The following is a 15,100-nucleotide window of genomic DNA, read 5'->3' as shown; positions in this document are numbered from 1 at the left end:
GATGGCAAAGCAACCGGGATTAGATTTTCAAAGTGCCAAAGGTGGCTTTGGTGAACTGAAGCGCAGACTTTTGTTTGTTATCGGTGCACTGATTGTCTTCCGTATTGGCTCTTTTATTCCAATCCCTGGTATCGATGCCACTGTACTTGCCAAACTGCTTGAGCAACAGCGTGGCACCATCATTGAAATGTTCAACATGTTCTCTGGTGGTGCTCTCAGTCGTGCCTCAATCTTCGCACTGGGTATTATGCCGTATATTTCGGCCTCTATTATTATCCAGTTGCTGACGGTGGTTCATCCCGCGTTGGCCGAGATTAAGAAAGAGGGTGAAGCTGGTCGTCGTAAGATTAGCCAGTACACTCGCTATGGCACCCTGGTTCTGGCTGTATTCCAGTCGATCGGTATTGCTACCGGTCTGCCGAATATGCCTGGAATGCAAGGCCTGGTAATGAATCCAGGTTTCGCATTCTACTTTACCGCTGTTGTAAGTCTGGTTACCGGGACAATGTTCCTGATGTGGCTGGGCGAACAGATTACTGAACGAGGTATCGGTAACGGTATCTCGATCATTATCTTCGCAGGTATTGTTGCGGGTCTCCCGCCGGCCATTGGCCATACCATCGAGCAAGCGCGGCAAGGTGACCTGCACTTCCTCCTGTTGCTGTTGGTTGCAGTTCTTGTATTTGCAGTGACGTTCTTTGTTATTTTCGTTGAGCGTGGCCAGCGCCGCATTGTGGTCAACTACGCTAAACGTCAGCAAGGTCGTCGTGTATATGCTGCACAGAGCACACATTTACCGTTGAAAGTGAATATGGCGGGTGTAATTCCGGCTATCTTTGCTTCCAGCATTATTCTGTTCCCAGCAACCATCGCGTCATGGTTCGGGGGCGGAACCGGTTGGAACTGGCTGACAACAATTTCGCTGTATTTGCAACCAGGACAGCCGCTTTATGTGCTACTCTATGCGACTGCAATCATCTTCTTCTGTTTCTTCTACACGGCGTTGGTTTTCAACCCACGTGAAACAGCTGATAACTTGAAGAAGTCTGGAGCATTCGTACCGGGAATTCGTCCGGGAGAGCAAACGGCGAAGTATATCGATAAAGTAATGACACGTTTGACCTTAATCGGCGCACTGTACATTACCTTTATCTGCCTGATCCCGGAGTTCATGCGTGATGCCATGAAGGTTCCCTTCTACTTTGGCGGCACATCGCTGCTTATCGTAGTGGTTGTCATCATGGACTTTATGGCTCAAGTGCAAACTCTGATGATGTCGAGTCAGTATGAGTCTGCATTGAAGAAAGCAAACCTGAAAGGCTACGGCCGTTAATTCAGGCGCTTGAGAAGTTACGGAGAGTAAAAATGAAAGTTCGTGCTTCCGTCAAGAAATTATGTCGTAACTGCAAAATCATCCGCCGCGACGGTGTCGTACGTGTGATTTGCAGCGCCGAGCCAAAGCATAAACAGCGCCAAGGCTGATATTGTCACATATTTTTCTTGCAAAGTCGGGTTGAGCTGGCTAGATTAGCCAGCCAATCTTTTGTATGTCGATGCGTTACCATTTGAGTATCCTGAAAACGGGCTTTTCAGCATGGGACGCATTTATTTAATTATAGGAGTGCATAGTGGCCCGTATAGCAGGCATTAACATTCCTGATCAAAAACATACCGTAATCGCATTAACTTCGATCTTCGGTATCGGCAAGACCCGTTCTAAAGCCATCTGCGCTTCAACGGGTATCGCTGAAAATGTTAAGATCAGAGAGCTGTCTGAAGAACAAATTGAACAGCTGCGTGAAGCAGTTGGTAAATTCGTTGTTGAAGGTGATCTGCGCCGTGAAATCACCCTGAGCATCAAGCGTCTGATGGACCTTGGTTGCTATCGTGGTTTACGCCATCGTCGTGGTCTGCCAGTTCGCGGTCAGCGTACTAAGACCAATGCACGTACCCGTAAGGGTCCGCGTAAACCGATCAAGAAATAATCGGGGTGAGTAAATAATGGCAAAGGCACCAGTTCGTGCACGCAAGCGTGTAAGAAAGCAAGTCTCAGATGGCGTGGCTCATGTCCATGCATCTTTTAACAACACCATCGTTACCATCACTGATCGTCAGGGTAACGCACTGGGTTGGGCAACCGCCGGTGGTTCCGGTTTCCGCGGTTCACGTAAATCTACTCCGTTTGCTGCTCAGGTAGCTGCAGAGCGCTGTGCAGAAGCAGTGAAAGATTACGGTATTAAGAATCTGGAAGTTATGGTTAAGGGTCCAGGTCCAGGTCGCGAATCAACAATTCGTGCTCTGAACGCTGCTGGTTTCCGCATCACTAATATTACTGATGTGACTCCAATCCCTCACAACGGTTGTCGTCCGCCGAAAAAACGTCGCGTTTAACGCCCGTTTTTAGGTTAGTTGGAGAAAGAAAATGGCAAGATATTTGGGTCCTAAGCTCAAGCTGAGCCGTCGTGAGGGCACCGACTTATTCCTTAAGTCTGGCGTTCGCGCGATCGATACCAAGTGCAAAATTGAACAACCACCTGGCCAGCACGGTGCGCGTAAACCGCGTCTGTCTGACTACGGCGGTCAGTTACGTGAGAAGCAGAAAGTTCGTCGTATGTACGGCGTGCTTGAGCGTCAGTTCCGTAACTACTACAAAGAAGCAGCACGTCTGAAAGGCAACACCGGTGAAAACCTGTTGGCTCTGCTGGAAGGTCGTCTGGATAACGTTGTTTACCGTATGGGCTTTGGTGCCACTCGTGCAGAAGCACGTCAGCTGGTTAGCCATAAATCTATCCTGGTGAACGGTCGCGTTGTTAACATCGCTTCTTATCAGGTATCTCCGAATGATGTCGTTAGCATCCGTGAGAAAGCCAAACAGCAATCTCGCGTGAAGGCCGCTCTGGAGCTGGCTGAGCAGCGTGAAAAGCCAACCTGGCTGGAAGTTGATGCGACTAAGATGGAAGGTGTGTTCAAGCGTATTCCTGAACGTACTGATCTGTCTGCGGACATTAACGAACACCTGATCGTCGAGCTTTACTCTAAGTAAAGCTTAGTACCAAAGAGAGGACACAATGCAGGGTTCTGTGACAGAGTTTCTAAAACCGCGCCTGGTAGATATCGAGCAAGTGAGTTCGACGCACGCCAAGGTGACCCTTGAGCCGTTAGAGCGTGGCTTTGGCCATACTCTTGGCAACGCACTGCGCCGTATTCTGCTTTCTTCCATGCCGGGTTGCGCGGTGACCGAGGTTGAGATCGATGGCGTGCTCCACGAGTACTCCACCAAAGAGGGCGTACAGGAAGATATCCTGGAAATCCTGCTCAATCTGAAAGGGCTGGCGGTAAGAGTTCAGGGTAAAGATGAAGTCATCCTTACTTTGAATAAATCTGGCATTGGCCCTGTGACTGCAGCCGATATCACCCACGACGGTGATGTCGAAATCGTCAAGCCACAGCATGTGATCTGCCATCTGACCGATGAAAACGCATCTATTAGCATGCGTATCAAAGTTCAGCGTGGTCGTGGTTATGTGCCGGCTTCTGCCCGAATTCATTCGGAAGAAGATGAGCGCCCAATCGGCCGTCTGTTGGTTGACGCTTGCTACAGCCCTGTAGACCGTATCGCCTACAATGTTGAAGCAGCGCGTGTAGAACAGCGCACCGACCTGGACAAGCTGGTCATCGAAATGGAAACCAACGGCACAATCGATCCTGAAGAGGCGATTCGTCGTGCGGCTACCATCCTGGCAGAACAACTGGAAGCTTTCGTTGACTTACGTGATGTACGTCAGCCGGAAGTGAAAGAAGAGAAACCAGAATTCGATCCGATCCTGCTGCGCCCTGTTGACGATCTGGAATTGACTGTCCGCTCTGCTAACTGCCTCAAGGCAGAAGCTATCCACTACATCGGTGATCTGGTACAGCGTACCGAGGTTGAGCTGCTTAAAACGCCTAACCTTGGTAAAAAATCTCTTACTGAGATTAAAGATGTGCTCGCTTCACGTGGTTTGTCTCTGGGCATGCGCCTGGAAAACTGGCCACCAGCAAGCATTGCTGATGAATAATCAGATCACAGGTTAAGGTTTCACTGAGAAGGATAAGGTCATGCGCCATCGTAAGAGTGGTCGTCAACTGAACCGCAACAGCAGCCATCGTCAGGCTATGTTCCGCAACATGGCCGGTTCTCTGGTTCGTCACGAGATCATCAAAACGACTCTGCCGAAAGCCAAAGAACTGCGTCGCGTAGTTGAGCCGCTGATTACTCTTGCCAAGACCGACAGCGTAGCTAATCGTCGTCTGGCATTCGCCCGCACTCGTGATAACGAGATCGTGGCAAAACTGTTTAACGAGCTGGGCCCGCGTTTCGCGAGCCGTGCCGGTGGTTACACTCGTATTCTGAAGTGTGGCTTCCGTGCTGGTGACAACGCTCCGATGGCTTACATCGAGCTGGTTGATCGTCCAGAAGCTCAAGCAGAAGCTGCTGCAGAGTAATTTGCAGTAACGTAGAAAACCCGCTTCGGCGGGTTTTTTATTGCCTCCAATTCCCCATCTCCCCCATCTTTCGCTATGCTGAACGCTGTTGTAAGTCGTAGAGGTTCATTATGTGGTTAATTGACCAGCTGGTAGAACAGCAGATACGCGCCGCGCAGGAAAAAGGTGAATTGAGTAATCTACCAGGTGAAGGTGCACCTTTACAGCTCGAAGACGAAAGTGGCGTGCCGCCTGAGTTACGTACGGCATATCGATTACTGAAAAACTCAGGTTTTTTACCCCCTGAACTTGAAATGCGCCGCGAAGCTGTGCAACTCAACGATCTTTTACAGCTTTTGGATCCTGACGACCATCAAGCCAGTGAACTCAAAAAAAGATTAACCCTGCTGGAGATGAAGTTACAGCAGGCCGGAATGAGCACAGATTTTTTACGTGGTGAATATGGCGGTGCCATTCTGCACCGCATGCTTCAGGAGAAGTAACATGTATAAAATTGGCCAGCTGGCTAAACTTGCTGACGTTACGCCTGACACCATACGTTTTTATGAAAAGCAGCAAATGATGGATCATGAGATTCGCACTGAAGGCGGATTCCGTCTCTATAATGATGATGATCTTCAGCGCTTACGCTTTATCCGCTATGGGCGTCAGCTCGGTTTCAGCCTGGATTCGATCCGCGGTTTATTATCGATCCGTATCGATCCCGAGCACCATACCTGTCAGGAGTCCAAAGCGATCGTGGCCAGGCGTCTGGATGAAGTGAATGGCATGATTGCCGAGTTGCAAACCATTCAGCGCTCATTAGAACGTTTAGCCGCGACCTGTTGCGGGGATCTACATAGCAGCGCCTGCTGTTCTATTCTTGAAGCGCTGGAAAAAGGTGAAGAGCCGCAGGTGGAAATTTGTTGTAGCAAGGATTGAATTTCACTCAGGAAAGCCTATAGTTGCGCCATTATTAACCGGAGGACACTATGAGTCGCTATCAGCATCGCAAAGGCAAGATTAACGATAACGCTTTGGAGGCACTGTTACATGATCCGCTGTTTCGTCAGCGAGTTGAACAGAATCAGAAAGGGAAAGGCAGCTACCGACGTAAAGATAAACATGCGAAGGGTAGAAGCTGGGAGGCCAGTGATAAGCAGAAAAGTTTATCACTGGCCTTCTGCTTTACAGACAAAAAAGCCGCCTGGACTTGGCGGCTTTTTTATCACAGTTTATCGCTGTTCTGCTGTTTCAACAGATCGCGAATTTCAGTGAGCAACACTTCTTCGTTGGTTGGTTTTGGCGCTGGTTTTTCAACTTCTTTCTTCTGATACAGCTTATTCATCAGCTTAATGGCCATAAAGATGGCAAAGGCGACGATGACAAAATCAAAAATGGTTTGAATAAAGTTACCGTATTCCATTACGACAGCAGGTACATCACCCTCGGCCGGTTTTAGGACCCACTTAAACTGTTTAAAATCGACTCCGCCAATCAGTAATCCCAGTGGTGGCATGATGATATTCGCGACCAGTGATGAAACAATCTTGCCGAAAGCGGCACCGATAATCACACCAACTGCCAAATCCACCACGTTTCCACGCATTGCAAAATCACGAAACTCTTTGAATAAACTCATTGTTATCTCCTTGCCTTGGCCAATGGCTAAAGTCTAACAAACCTTTGTGCAATTGCCATGATAACAGCGGATTAAGCAAAATCATCACGGCGGGCAAACGCCCGCGGCGATTTAGAGGAAGAAAGGACTTGGCTGGAAGAGACGTTCAACATCTGGGACAAACTTCTTATCTGTCAGGAACATAATGACATGATCGCCCTGTTCAATACGTACGTTGTCGTTAGCAATGATCACTTCATCGCCACGTACGACAGCGCCAATAATCGTACCCGGCGGTAGTTTGATATCTTCAATTAAACGACCCACTACGCGGGAAGTGGTCTCTTCACCGTGCGCAATAGCTTCAATGGCTTCGGCAATGCCACGTCGCAGTGAGGAGACGCCAACAATATCTGCCTTGCGCACGTGACCAAGTAGGGCGGAAATGGTGGCCTGCTGCGGAGAGATGGCAATATCGATCACGCTACCCTGAACCAGATCGACATAAGCACGACGCTGGATCAAAACCATGACCTTTTTCGCTCCCATCTTCTTTGCGAGCATGGCCGACATAATGTTGGCTTCGTCGTCATTGGTGACGGCGATGAAAAGATCCACCTGATCCACATGTTCTTCGGCGAGCAATTCCTGATCTGAAGCATCACCATAAAACACCACGGTGTCGTGCAGACGCTCAGCCAGTTCTGCTGCGCGTTGTTGATTACGTTCAATCAACTTCACGCTGTACTGTTTTTCCAACCGCTGGGCCAAACCAAAACCGATGTTGCCGCCGCCGACCAGCATAATGCGCTTGTAGGGTTTCTCAAGGCGCTGCATTTCGCTCATTACCGCGCGAATATGCTGGCTCGCGGCAATAAAGAAGACTTCATCACCCGCTTCGACGATCGTGGAACCCTGAGGGCGAATAGGGCGATCCTGACGGAAAATAGCCGCTACGCGTGTATCAATATGCGGCATATGTTCACGCAAAATGGACAACGGGTTACCGACCAGTGGCCCACCGTAATAGGCTTTAACTACTGCAAGGCTCACTTTTCCTTCGGCAAAGTTAACTACCTGCAATGCGCCAGGATACTGAATCAGGCGATAGATGTTGTCGATAACCAACTGTTCCGGTGAAATCAAATGATCGATAGGTACGGCTTCCGGTACAAACAGCTTTTCGGCATCGCGCAAATATTCCGCCGCGCGAATACGGGCAATTCGGTTCGGCGTATTGAAAAGCGAATAGGCAATCTGACAGGCAATCATGTTGGTTTCGTCGGAACTGGTGACAGCAACCAGCATATCGGCATCTTCAGCACCGGCTTCACGCAATATACGTGGATGGGAACCATGGCCGTGCACCACGCGCAGGTCAAATTTGTCCTGCAACGCGCGCAGACGGGTGGCATCCGTATCAACAACAGTGATGTCGTTATTTTCGCCCACCAGGTTTTCAGCAAGCGTGCCGCCAACCTGCCCGGCGCCGAGGATAATAATTTTCATCGTTGAATCGCTCTTGTCAGAATGCGCCGCACTATTTCTTTATCAACTTAGCGTAAAAGAATCCGTCACCGCCATCAACGCTCGGGAAGACTTGCCATCCGTTGATTTGGCCTTCGGGCAGTTGCTCAGCGGCGGCATCATCGTGCTCAGCTAGAAAGGCCGCGATCTGCTGATGGTTTTCTTCGGGCAGGATCGAGCAAGTCGCGTAAATCATCGTGCCGCCGGATTTTAAACGTGGCCAAACTGCATTGAGGATTTCGCGCTGCAGTGCAGCCAGTTCTGGGATATCACGATCGCGGCGCAACCATTTGATATCAGGGTGACGTCGAATCACTCCGGTTGCAGAACAAGGTGCATCCAGCAGAATACGGTCAAATTGCTGGTCGCCGCACCACTCTGCAGGTGTCCGGCCATCGCCCTGACGCACTTCGGCTTGCATACCCAGGCGCTGCAGATTTTCATGCACGCGAGTCAAACGTTGTTGATCAATATCCACGGCCAGCACCTTTGCCTGAGGGGCGATTTCCAGAATATGCGTGGTCTTGCCGCCAGGCGCTGCGCAGAGATCGAGAATGGCTTCATTATTTTGTGGCTCAAGCAGCAGAGCACAGCGCTGTGCAGACAAATCTTGTACTGTCACCCATCCTTGATCGAAGCCCGGTAACTGACTGACAGGAGCAGGGGATTCAAGACGCAGAGCATCCGGCGCATCGGCGGGGAAGGCTGCTTTATCTTCAGCCTGCAACAGGTTCAGCCACGCATCACGGCTATGGTGCTGGCGATTGACTCGCAACCACATCGGCGGACGCTGATTATTGGCGTCAACGATCTGCTGCCAACGATCTGGCCAGGCTGTCTGCAAACGCTTAAGCAACCAACCGGGATGCCAGTAGCGCTGTGGGCCTTGATCCACTGCAGCAACCAGTTCCTCTTGCTGACGCTGGAACTGACGCAGCACACCATTAATCAATCCCTTCAGCGCCGTACGCTTCAGGACTTCTGCACCGGCAACCGTTTCCGCCAGTGCGGCATGTGCTGGCACGCGCGTGTACAGCAACTGATACAACCCAACCATTATCAGGTAATGCAGTACGCGCTGCTTTCCTGTTAACGTGCGCTCCATCAGTTTGCCAATCAGCGCTTCCAGTTGTGGCAGAGTGCGCATTACGCCAAAGCAGAGTTCCTGCAACAGCGCGCCATCTTTATCAGCCAATGTTTTTTGCGCGCCAGGCAGAATGGCACTGAGCGATTCACCTTTATCTACCACGCGTTCAATCAGTTGCGCGGCGAGACTACGCAGGTTAGTTGCTTTTTTCATATTCATTCATCAAACAAAAAGCCCGGTTAAACCGGGCTGGAGATCAGGCCAGAAGGGTGCCAGTGGCAAACCATTCACGACGCGAATTCAGCAGATCTTGCGCGGACATGGCTTTCTTACCCGCAGGCTGCAGCGAAAGTAGATTGAGTACGCCGTCAGCGGTGGCAATCTGAATGCCATTTTTATCAGCATGGATGACTTCGCCCGGCTGTTTATTCTGATGAGGTAGAACGCTAGCCTGCCACACTTTGACGGGTTGATCCTCGATCAGGAAGAAACTCACCGGCCAGGGATTGAAGGCACGAATGCAGCGCTCAAGCTGTGCAGCAGAAAGTGACCAATCAAGACGCGCCTCTTCTTTACTCAACTTCTCAGCGTAAGAAACCAGCGCTTCATCCTGTACTTCAGGCTGAGCTTTGCCGCTCGCAAGCAGATCGAGTGTATCCAGCATACCTTGTGGCCCAAGCTCGGCCAGCTTGTCATACAGTGATGCGCTGGTGTCTTCAGGCGTGATAGGACAGGAGAGCTTATGCAGCATGTCACCCGTATCCAGACCCACATCCATCTGCATAATGGTCACGCCGGTTTCGCTGTCGCCAGCCCAGAGCGAACGCTGAATGGGCGCAGCGCCGCGCCAGCGTGGCAACAGTGAACCATGGACATTGATGCAACCGAGTCGCGGCATATCGAGAACCGCCTTCGGCAGAATCAGGCCATAAGCCACCACTACCATGATATCGGCTTGCAAGTCAGCAACCAGTTGCTGATTATCTTCAGGTTTTAGCGATTTTGGCTGGAACACGGGAACATCGTGTGCCTGTGCCAACACTTTGACAGGGCCTGGAGTGAGTTTATTACCGCGTCCTGATGGACGGTCGGGCTGAGTAAATACGCCAACTACCTGATGCTCAGAAGCAAGCAGCGCGTCGAGATGACGCGCTGCAAAGTCAGGTGTACCGGCAAAGATAATTTTTAGCGATGCAGACACAGTTTAACCTTCTGTTAGTACTCAGGCTTCGCGTGCGTTCATGCGGGCCAGCTTTTCCAGTTTCTGTTTGATGCGCTGACGCTTCAGCGGCGACAGATAATCGATAAACAGCTTGCCATCCAGATGATCGATTTCATGCTGGATACAAATCGCCAGCAGACCATCCGTTTCCAGCTCGAAGCTCTTACCGTCACGATCCTGCGCACGGACTTTGACCCATTCCGCACGCGGGACAAAGGCACGCTGTTCAGGGATTGAGAGGCAGCCCTCTTCAATACCGGTTTCACCGCTTTTTTCCAGCAGTTCCGGGTTAATTAACACCAGACGTTCGTCTCGATTTTCAGAAACATCGATAACAATGATGCGTTGATGAATGTCGACCTGAGTGGCCGCTAAGCCAATGCCTTCTTCGGCGTACATGGTTTCAAACATGTCATCGACAATGCGCTGAACGTCTGCGTTTACGGTAGCCACCGGCGCAGCGATTTTGCGAAGGCGATCATCAGGGAAATGTAATACCTGCAAAACTGACATAAATATCCAGATCTGTATGCGTTAAAGAAAAGATTACTACCTCATATTATAGACTTTTTGTGGCCTGATTGACAGCATTGCACCGCATGTGAGCGGGCTTAAGGAAGGACGCGTGGAGCGAGTGGAAGGGATACTCAGGCTGGCAAATGTTAAAGGCCTGCGCCGGCATCGTGTGGTGGATCTTGCACGGAGTTTGCAAAGCGCTGCTGCTGTAGATGACGAATTACTGCACAGCCATGGTTTGAATGAATTGCAGCGCCAACAGTTTAACGATTATTGCCCACGGCAACTGGCGCGCACGTTCCAGTGGTTGGATCAACCTCATCATCATTTAGTCTCCTGCATAGATGCTGATTATCCGGGCCCCCTGGCTGAAATCAGTCAACGCCCCTCATTGCTCTATGTGGCTGGGCACCTCTCCGTTTTACAGTCACAGCAATTAGCTGTGGTGGGCAGTCGGCACTGTTCCCACTATGGCAAAGAGTGGGGCACATGGTTTACACAGCAACTTGCACTCAGTGGGTTGACCATCACTAGCGGGCTGGCTCGCGGTATTGATGGCGTTGCACACCGTGCAGCCTTGGACGCAAGTGGAAAAACAATCGCAGTGCTGGGCAGCGGGTTGCAACATATCTACCCCAAAAGCCATCAGTCGCTGGCGCAGGCGATCATGGATAACGAAGGGGCTTTAGTCTCTGAATTTCCTCTTGATATGGCGCCACATGCGGTGAATTTTCCGCGCCGTAACCGCATCATCAGTGGGTTAAGTCAGGGAGTGCTGGTCGTTGAGGCTTCACTGAAAAGCGGTTCGCTGGTCACGGCTCGCTGCGCGCTGGAACAAAACCGCAATGTTTATGCATTACCCGGAGCATTGGGTAATGATGGCAGTGAAGGTACGCATTGGTTGATTCAGCAGGGGGCACTGTTGGTTGCCCATCCAAATAACATCCTTGAAGATTTGCATTCCACATTGCAATGGCTGCCGGCCACCACTTCAGAAACAATATATTCACAAGACAGTGACGATGTTCCATTGCCATTTGCAAGCGTGTTGGCTAACGTAGGTGATGAGGTTACACCTGTTGACGTCGTCGCTGAACGTGCCGGCCAACCTGTGCCAGTTATCGCAGCCCAGTTGCTGGAGCTGGAGTTAGCAGGATGGATCGCAGCTGTACCCGGCGGCTATGTCCGATTGAGGAGGGCATGCCATGTTCGACGTACTTATGTACTTGTTTGAGACCTATATCCACAACGAAGCTGAAATGCGTGTTGACCAGGATAAATTGACCGATGATTTGGCCGATGCGGGTTTTCATCGTGAAGATATCTACAATGCGTTGAATTGGCTTGAACGTTTAGCGGACTATCAGGATGGTCTGGTGGCGCCTGTACAATTGGCCGCAGATCCGCTCTCAATGCGAATTTATACGGACGAGGAATGCCAGCGTCTTGATGCTGATTGTCGCGGTTTTATTTTGTTCCTGGAACAAGTTCAGGTGCTGAATATGGAAACGCGCGAGATGGTCATCGAACGGGTCACGGCTCTTGATACTCAGGAATTTGATCTTGAAGATCTCAAATGGGTGGTGCTGATGGTGCTGTTTAACATCCCTGGATGTGAAAACGCTTATCAGCAGATGGAAGAACTGTTATTCGACGTCAATGAAGGTATGCTGCATTAATTTGCGATTAATGCATCCGGAAATATGAGTAAATCAGCACTATTTTCTGTGCGTAAACACGATCCCTGCCCCGCTTGCGGGGCAGATTTAGTGATACGCAGTGGTAAACACGGCCCGTTTCTTGGCTGTGTGAATTATCCAACCTGTGATTATGTTCGTCCCCTGAAAAATCAGGCCGATGGGCATATCGTTAAAGTGCTGGAAGGGCACGCGTGTCCTCAGTGCGGCGCAGATAAAGTTCTGCGTCAGGGGCGATTTGGGATGTTTGTTGGTTGTAGCCACTATCCGGAATGTGATTACACTGAAACTATCGATAAGCCCGACGAGACCGCGATTGCCTGTCCCCAATGTCAGAACGGAAAGCTGGTTCAGCGCCGTTCGCGCTATGGCAAAACCTTTCACTCCTGCGACCGTTACCCCGATTGCCAATTTGCAATCAATGCAACGCCAGTTGAAGGTATCTGCCCGCATTGCCAGTTTCCCTTATTAATAGAGAAGAAAACCGCACAAGGCATGAAGCGCTTATGCGCCAGCAAACGCTGTGGCAAGCTCATCGCCCAGGACGAAGAACGATCATGAAGCAAAAAGCGTATGTCCCCGGAAGTCTCGAATTTTGCATCGAGCAACTACAACAGCAGGCCGTTATTGCCTATCCAACCGAAGCGGTGTTTGGTTTAGGTTGCGATCCCGATAGCGAAAGCGCCGTCATGGCCTTACTGGCGCTCAAACAGCGTCCGGTTGAGAAAGGGCTTATCCTGATTGCAGCAGATTATGCGCAACTGGAACCCTACATTGCCGATCGCGAACTCACGGTGCTACAGCGTGAGCGCATGTTTGCTAGCTGGCCAGGGCCGGTGACTTATGTTGTTCCGACAACACCGCATACGCCACGCTGGTTAACAGGACGTTTCGATTCGCTGGCTATCCGCGTTAGCGATCATCCGGATGTGCAGGCTCTTTGCCGTGGCTTCGGCAAACCATTGGTGTCTACCAGCGCCAATCTCTCCGGCGAGGCGCCGTGCCGCAATGCTGATGAAGTTGCACAGCAATTCGGTGCTCAATTCCCCGTGTTGCATGCTGCAACGGGCGGGCGGCTAAATCCTTCTGAAATTCGCGACGTTATCAGCGGCGAACTAATTCGTCAGGGTTAATTTATGGAACACTTCGCCGTTTTTGGTCATCCCATTGCACACAGTAAGTCACCTTTCATTCATAGCCTCTTTGCAGAGCAGACAGGAATCGCGCACTCTTATGGCCGGGTTTGTGCACCGCTGGAGGGGTTTCCTCAGTCAATTAGCGACTTTTTTACTGTCGGTGGAAAAGGTGCAAATGTCACACTGCCGTTTAAACAACAGGCGTGGGAACTGGCCGATGAACTCAGTGAACGTGCAGCCTTATCTGGGGCGGTTAACACATTAAAGAAAAAGGCAGATGGCTCGATCTTTGGTGATAATACCGATGGGATTGGCCTGCTAAGCGATCTGGAACGATTGAATTTGATCCGTTCTGGTGACCGCATTTTACTGGTGGGAGCCGGTGGTGCGGCTCGTGGTGTGATCCTTCCCCTGCTTTCTTTTGGATGTTCAGTGGTAGTGGTCAACCGAACGGTTGCCCGCGCTGAAGAATTGGCAAATATCTTCCAGCATAGTGGGGATATCCAGGCGAGCAGCTTTGCTGAGCTCTCCGGCCAGGCATTTGATCTGATCATCAATGCAACTTCCAGTGGCGTTGAGGGTAAAGTGCCGCCGTTGCCAGACTCATTGATCACCCCGCAAACACGCTGCTACGACATGTTCTATCAGCAAGGGCTGACGCCATTCTTGTTGTGGTGTCAGCAGCACGGTGCGGGTCAGCTGGCAGATGGATTGGGCATGCTGGTGGGGCAGGCGGCACATGCTTTCCAATTATGGCATGGCGTGATGCCAGAAATTACCCCCGTTATTGCTCAATTAAAGCAGGCCATGAAGGAGTGAATCAGGCGATCCATTTTCCCGATCGTGAAAGTTGGGACGAGGAACGAGAAGCGATCGTCTTTCCGGTGTTGGTGCAAGGAATGGGGTTAACTTGTGCCATCAAGCCCGACGCATTACAGGATCGATTCGGAACGGGTGCAGTGATGGCGCTGTTTAGCGCGCATCGCTGGGATTTGGAAGAAGAAGCGGAAGCGCTTATCCGGCAGGATGAGATCGATGATCAAGGTTGGATCTGGCTCTCCTGAGCGAGGTATTCATCTTTCCAGCCAACATAATTGTTAGATGAATAGAGTAGACCTGCGATTTCCGCCTCACTTAATGGGCGGATCTGTTTAACCGGGCTGCCTAAATAGAGATAGCCGCTCTCCAGTCTTTTACCCGGCGGAACCAGACTACCCGCTCCGATCATGACATCCTCTTCAACAAACACGCCATCCAGCAAAATCGATCCCATTCCAACCAGCACGCGATCGCTGATATGACAGCCGTGCAGCATTGCTTTATGGCCTACAGTCACGTCTTCACCAATCACTAAAGGGTGCCCTTCCGGGTTGCTGGTGGATTTATGCGTGACGTGCAAAACGCTGCCGTCCTGAATATTGCTTCTTTTACCTATCACGACTTTGTTCACATCACCGCGGATAGCAACCAGTGGCCAGATGCTGACATCGTCGGCGAGCAGCACTTCACCCACCACCACGCTACTGCGATCGATCATTACGCGATCGCCGATTTCTGGAAAATGGTTCTTATAAGGTCGTAGGGCTACAGACATGATCTTTCTCCTTTTGCACTTTATACCCCTAGCCTGCGGCTTATCAGGCTGGCAAACAAGATGAATTTTGAGCGGATCGCTCGCGATCTCAGCGAAAAGATTGAAAACTCGCCAGTCGATTAAAAAGATCGAAAAAAGGGGTTGTGCAAAAAAATCGGATCCCTATAATGCGCCACCACTGAGACGGCAAAGCGGCAACGCAGACGGCTCAGCAGGGAGTGAAGAAATTCATCCCG

General features: G+C 50.7%; 21 protein-coding genes and 1 pseudogene. 16 read left to right on the top strand and 6 right to left on the bottom strand.

The window, feature by feature from the left end; all coding sequences use genetic code 11:
* Nucleotide 1 precedes the first annotated feature (1 nt).
* The 10 genes and pseudogenes from secY to AC1MDE_RS21525 all read left to right on the top strand — a co-directional run.
* Complete coding sequence (secY, locus tag AC1MDE_RS21570; RefSeq protein WP_007891686.1) at nucleotides 2-1,333, top strand: preprotein translocase subunit SecY; 1,332 nt, start codon at nucleotides 2-4, stop codon at nucleotides 1,331-1,333.
* A 32-nt stretch (nucleotides 1,334-1,365) separates the two neighbouring features.
* Nucleotides 1,366-1,482 carry a 50S ribosomal protein L36 gene (gene rpmJ, locus AC1MDE_RS21565; RefSeq protein ID WP_004160566.1) on the top strand — a complete coding sequence of 39 codons (117 nt, stop codon included), beginning with the start codon at nucleotides 1,366-1,368 and terminating at the stop codon, nucleotides 1,480-1,482.
* Nucleotides 1,483-1,628: 146 nt separating this feature from the next.
* Nucleotides 1,629-1,985 carry a 30S ribosomal protein S13 gene (rpsM, locus tag AC1MDE_RS21560; protein ID WP_034830736.1) on the top strand — a complete coding sequence of 119 codons (357 nt, stop codon included), beginning with the start codon at nucleotides 1,629-1,631 and terminating at the stop codon, nucleotides 1,983-1,985.
* A gap of 16 nt (nucleotides 1,986-2,001) precedes the next feature.
* Entirely contained in the window at nucleotides 2,002-2,391 is a 390-nt protein-coding gene (rpsK, locus tag AC1MDE_RS21555) for a 30S ribosomal protein S11 (protein ID WP_004160563.1), read from the top strand.
* A gap of 31 nt (nucleotides 2,392-2,422) precedes the next feature.
* Nucleotides 2,423-3,043: a 30S ribosomal protein S4 gene (gene rpsD / locus AC1MDE_RS21550; protein WP_007891687.1), complete on the top strand. Its 621-nt coding sequence runs from the start codon at nucleotides 2,423-2,425 to the stop codon at nucleotides 3,041-3,043.
* A 25-nt stretch (nucleotides 3,044-3,068) separates the two neighbouring features.
* Nucleotides 3,069-4,058: a DNA-directed RNA polymerase subunit alpha gene (locus AC1MDE_RS21545; RefSeq protein WP_007891688.1), complete on the top strand. Its 990-nt coding sequence runs from the start codon at nucleotides 3,069-3,071 to the stop codon at nucleotides 4,056-4,058.
* 40 nt (nucleotides 4,059-4,098) lie between these two features.
* The gene (gene rplQ, locus AC1MDE_RS21540) at nucleotides 4,099-4,485 is read left to right on the top strand and encodes a 50S ribosomal protein L17 (protein WP_003850180.1); all 387 of its coding nucleotides are present in this window, start codon (nucleotides 4,099-4,101) and stop codon (nucleotides 4,483-4,485) included.
* A 110-nt stretch (nucleotides 4,486-4,595) separates the two neighbouring features.
* Nucleotides 4,596-4,967 carry a DnaJ family domain-containing protein gene (locus AC1MDE_RS21535; protein WP_479399743.1) on the top strand — a complete coding sequence of 124 codons (372 nt, stop codon included), beginning with the start codon at nucleotides 4,596-4,598 and terminating at the stop codon, nucleotides 4,965-4,967.
* A 1-nt stretch (nucleotide 4,968) separates the two neighbouring features.
* The gene (gene zntR / locus AC1MDE_RS21530; RefSeq protein ID WP_058960612.1) at nucleotides 4,969-5,406 is read left to right on the top strand and encodes a Zn(2+)-responsive transcriptional regulator; all 438 of its coding nucleotides are present in this window, start codon (nucleotides 4,969-4,971) and stop codon (nucleotides 5,404-5,406) included.
* Between the two features lie 50 nt (nucleotides 5,407-5,456).
* Nucleotides 5,457-5,654: pseudogene (locus AC1MDE_RS21525) on the top strand (alternative ribosome-rescue factor A); the annotation flags it as partial.
* A gap of 38 nt (nucleotides 5,655-5,692) precedes the next feature.
* On the opposite strand, the gene mscL reads toward AC1MDE_RS21525, so the two are convergent.
* The 5 genes from mscL to def all read right to left on the bottom strand — a co-directional run bounded on the left by mscL (nucleotide 5,693) and on the right by def (nucleotide 10,434).
* Nucleotides 5,693-6,106, bottom strand: coding sequence for a large-conductance mechanosensitive channel protein MscL (mscL, locus tag AC1MDE_RS21520; RefSeq protein WP_034830732.1), 414 nt, complete (start codon nucleotides 6,104-6,106; stop codon nucleotides 5,693-5,695).
* Between the two features lie 111 nt (nucleotides 6,107-6,217).
* Nucleotides 6,218-7,594, bottom strand: coding sequence for a Trk system potassium transporter TrkA (gene trkA / locus AC1MDE_RS21515; RefSeq protein ID WP_034830730.1), 1,377 nt, complete (start codon nucleotides 7,592-7,594; stop codon nucleotides 6,218-6,220).
* 31 nt (nucleotides 7,595-7,625) lie between these two features.
* Nucleotides 7,626-8,912, bottom strand: a complete 1,287-nt coding sequence (gene rsmB / locus AC1MDE_RS21510) for a 16S rRNA (cytosine(967)-C(5))-methyltransferase RsmB (protein WP_058960613.1) — start codon at nucleotides 8,910-8,912, stop codon at nucleotides 7,626-7,628.
* 43 nt (nucleotides 8,913-8,955) lie between these two features.
* Nucleotides 8,956-9,900: a methionyl-tRNA formyltransferase gene (gene fmt / locus AC1MDE_RS21505; protein WP_166936294.1), complete on the bottom strand. Its 945-nt coding sequence runs from the start codon at nucleotides 9,898-9,900 to the stop codon at nucleotides 8,956-8,958.
* 21 nt (nucleotides 9,901-9,921) lie between these two features.
* Nucleotides 9,922-10,434 (bottom strand): peptide deformylase, encoded by a 513-nt coding sequence (def, locus tag AC1MDE_RS21500; protein WP_034830726.1) that lies wholly within the window; start codon nucleotides 10,432-10,434, stop codon nucleotides 9,922-9,924.
* Nucleotides 10,435-10,546: 112 nt separating this feature from the next.
* Here def and dprA point away from each other — a divergent pair, with 112 nt between their 5' ends.
* From dprA to AC1MDE_RS21470, 6 genes are read left to right on the top strand one after another with little or no spacing between them, the layout of a single operon-like run.
* Nucleotides 10,547-11,671 (top strand): DNA-protecting protein DprA, encoded by a 1,125-nt coding sequence (gene dprA, locus AC1MDE_RS21495; protein WP_479399742.1) that lies wholly within the window; start codon nucleotides 10,547-10,549, stop codon nucleotides 11,669-11,671.
* The gene (gene smg, locus AC1MDE_RS21490) at nucleotides 11,643-12,116 is read left to right on the top strand and encodes a DUF494 family protein Smg (RefSeq protein ID WP_034830723.1); all 474 of its coding nucleotides are present in this window, start codon (nucleotides 11,643-11,645) and stop codon (nucleotides 12,114-12,116) included. Before dprA ends, smg begins: the two co-directional genes overlap by 29 nt.
* 24 nt (nucleotides 12,117-12,140) lie before the next feature.
* The gene (locus AC1MDE_RS21485; protein ID WP_072226551.1) at nucleotides 12,141-12,695 is read left to right on the top strand and encodes a DNA topoisomerase family protein; all 555 of its coding nucleotides are present in this window, start codon (nucleotides 12,141-12,143) and stop codon (nucleotides 12,693-12,695) included.
* Nucleotides 12,692-13,267, top strand: coding sequence for an L-threonylcarbamoyladenylate synthase type 1 TsaC (tsaC, locus tag AC1MDE_RS21480; RefSeq protein WP_045833801.1), 576 nt, complete (start codon nucleotides 12,692-12,694; stop codon nucleotides 13,265-13,267). Before AC1MDE_RS21485 ends, tsaC begins: the two co-directional genes overlap by 4 nt.
* A gap of 3 nt (nucleotides 13,268-13,270) precedes the next feature.
* Complete coding sequence (gene aroE, locus AC1MDE_RS21475; RefSeq protein WP_097119783.1) at nucleotides 13,271-14,089, top strand: shikimate dehydrogenase; 819 nt, start codon at nucleotides 13,271-13,273, stop codon at nucleotides 14,087-14,089.
* On the top strand, nucleotides 14,086-14,334 hold the full coding sequence (locus AC1MDE_RS21470) for a DUF1488 family protein (RefSeq protein WP_480345070.1): 249 nt from the start codon (nucleotides 14,086-14,088) through the stop codon (nucleotides 14,332-14,334). The genes aroE and AC1MDE_RS21470 overlap by 4 nt, the downstream gene beginning before the upstream one ends.
* On the opposite strand, the gene AC1MDE_RS21465 is transcribed toward AC1MDE_RS21470, so the two are convergent.
* Complete coding sequence (locus tag AC1MDE_RS21465; RefSeq protein WP_480345069.1) at nucleotides 14,310-14,864, bottom strand: gamma carbonic anhydrase family protein; 555 nt, start codon at nucleotides 14,862-14,864, stop codon at nucleotides 14,310-14,312. The genes AC1MDE_RS21470 and AC1MDE_RS21465 overlap by 25 nt on opposite strands.
* Nucleotides 14,865-15,100 lie beyond the last annotated feature (236 nt).

The organism is Pantoea folii (assembly GCF_056678875.1).
Note: the sequence above shows the minus strand (reverse complement) of the source record. Positions and strands in the feature narration are given on the sequence as shown.

Coding starts and splice junctions, on each gene's coding strand:
- smg (WP_034830723.1), top strand. CDS start 11,643: ATGTTCGACGTACTTATGTACTTGTTTGAGACCTATATCCACAACGAA.
- trkA (WP_034830730.1), bottom strand. CDS start 7,594: ATGAAAATTATTATCCTCGGCGCCGGGCAGGTTGGCGGCACGCTTGCT.
- AC1MDE_RS21545 (WP_007891688.1), top strand. CDS start 3,069: ATGCAGGGTTCTGTGACAGAGTTTCTAAAACCGCGCCTGGTAGATATC.
- aroE (WP_097119783.1), top strand. CDS start 13,271: ATGGAACACTTCGCCGTTTTTGGTCATCCCATTGCACACAGTAAGTCA.
- rpmJ (WP_004160566.1), top strand. CDS start 1,366: ATGAAAGTTCGTGCTTCCGTCAAGAAATTATGTCGTAACTGCAAAATC.
- AC1MDE_RS21465 (WP_480345069.1), bottom strand. CDS start 14,864: ATGTCTGTAGCCCTACGACCTTATAAGAACCATTTTCCAGAAATCGGC.
- AC1MDE_RS21485 (WP_072226551.1), top strand. CDS start 12,141: ATGAGTAAATCAGCACTATTTTCTGTGCGTAAACACGATCCCTGCCCC.
- tsaC (WP_045833801.1), top strand. CDS start 12,692: ATGAAGCAAAAAGCGTATGTCCCCGGAAGTCTCGAATTTTGCATCGAG.
- rpsD (WP_007891687.1), top strand. CDS start 2,423: ATGGCAAGATATTTGGGTCCTAAGCTCAAGCTGAGCCGTCGTGAGGGC.
- rpsK (WP_004160563.1), top strand. CDS start 2,002: ATGGCAAAGGCACCAGTTCGTGCACGCAAGCGTGTAAGAAAGCAAGTC.
- def (WP_034830726.1), bottom strand. CDS start 10,434: ATGTCAGTTTTGCAGGTATTACATTTCCCTGATGATCGCCTTCGCAAA.
- AC1MDE_RS21535 (WP_479399743.1), top strand. CDS start 4,596: ATGTGGTTAATTGACCAGCTGGTAGAACAGCAGATACGCGCCGCGCAG.
- rsmB (WP_058960613.1), bottom strand. CDS start 8,912: ATGAAAAAAGCAACTAACCTGCGTAGTCTCGCCGCGCAACTGATTGAA.
- secY (WP_007891686.1), top strand. CDS start 2: ATGGCAAAGCAACCGGGATTAGATTTTCAAAGTGCCAAAGGTGGCTTT.
- rplQ (WP_003850180.1), top strand. CDS start 4,099: ATGCGCCATCGTAAGAGTGGTCGTCAACTGAACCGCAACAGCAGCCAT.
- zntR (WP_058960612.1), top strand. CDS start 4,969: ATGTATAAAATTGGCCAGCTGGCTAAACTTGCTGACGTTACGCCTGAC.
- mscL (WP_034830732.1), bottom strand. CDS start 6,106: ATGAGTTTATTCAAAGAGTTTCGTGATTTTGCAATGCGTGGAAACGTG.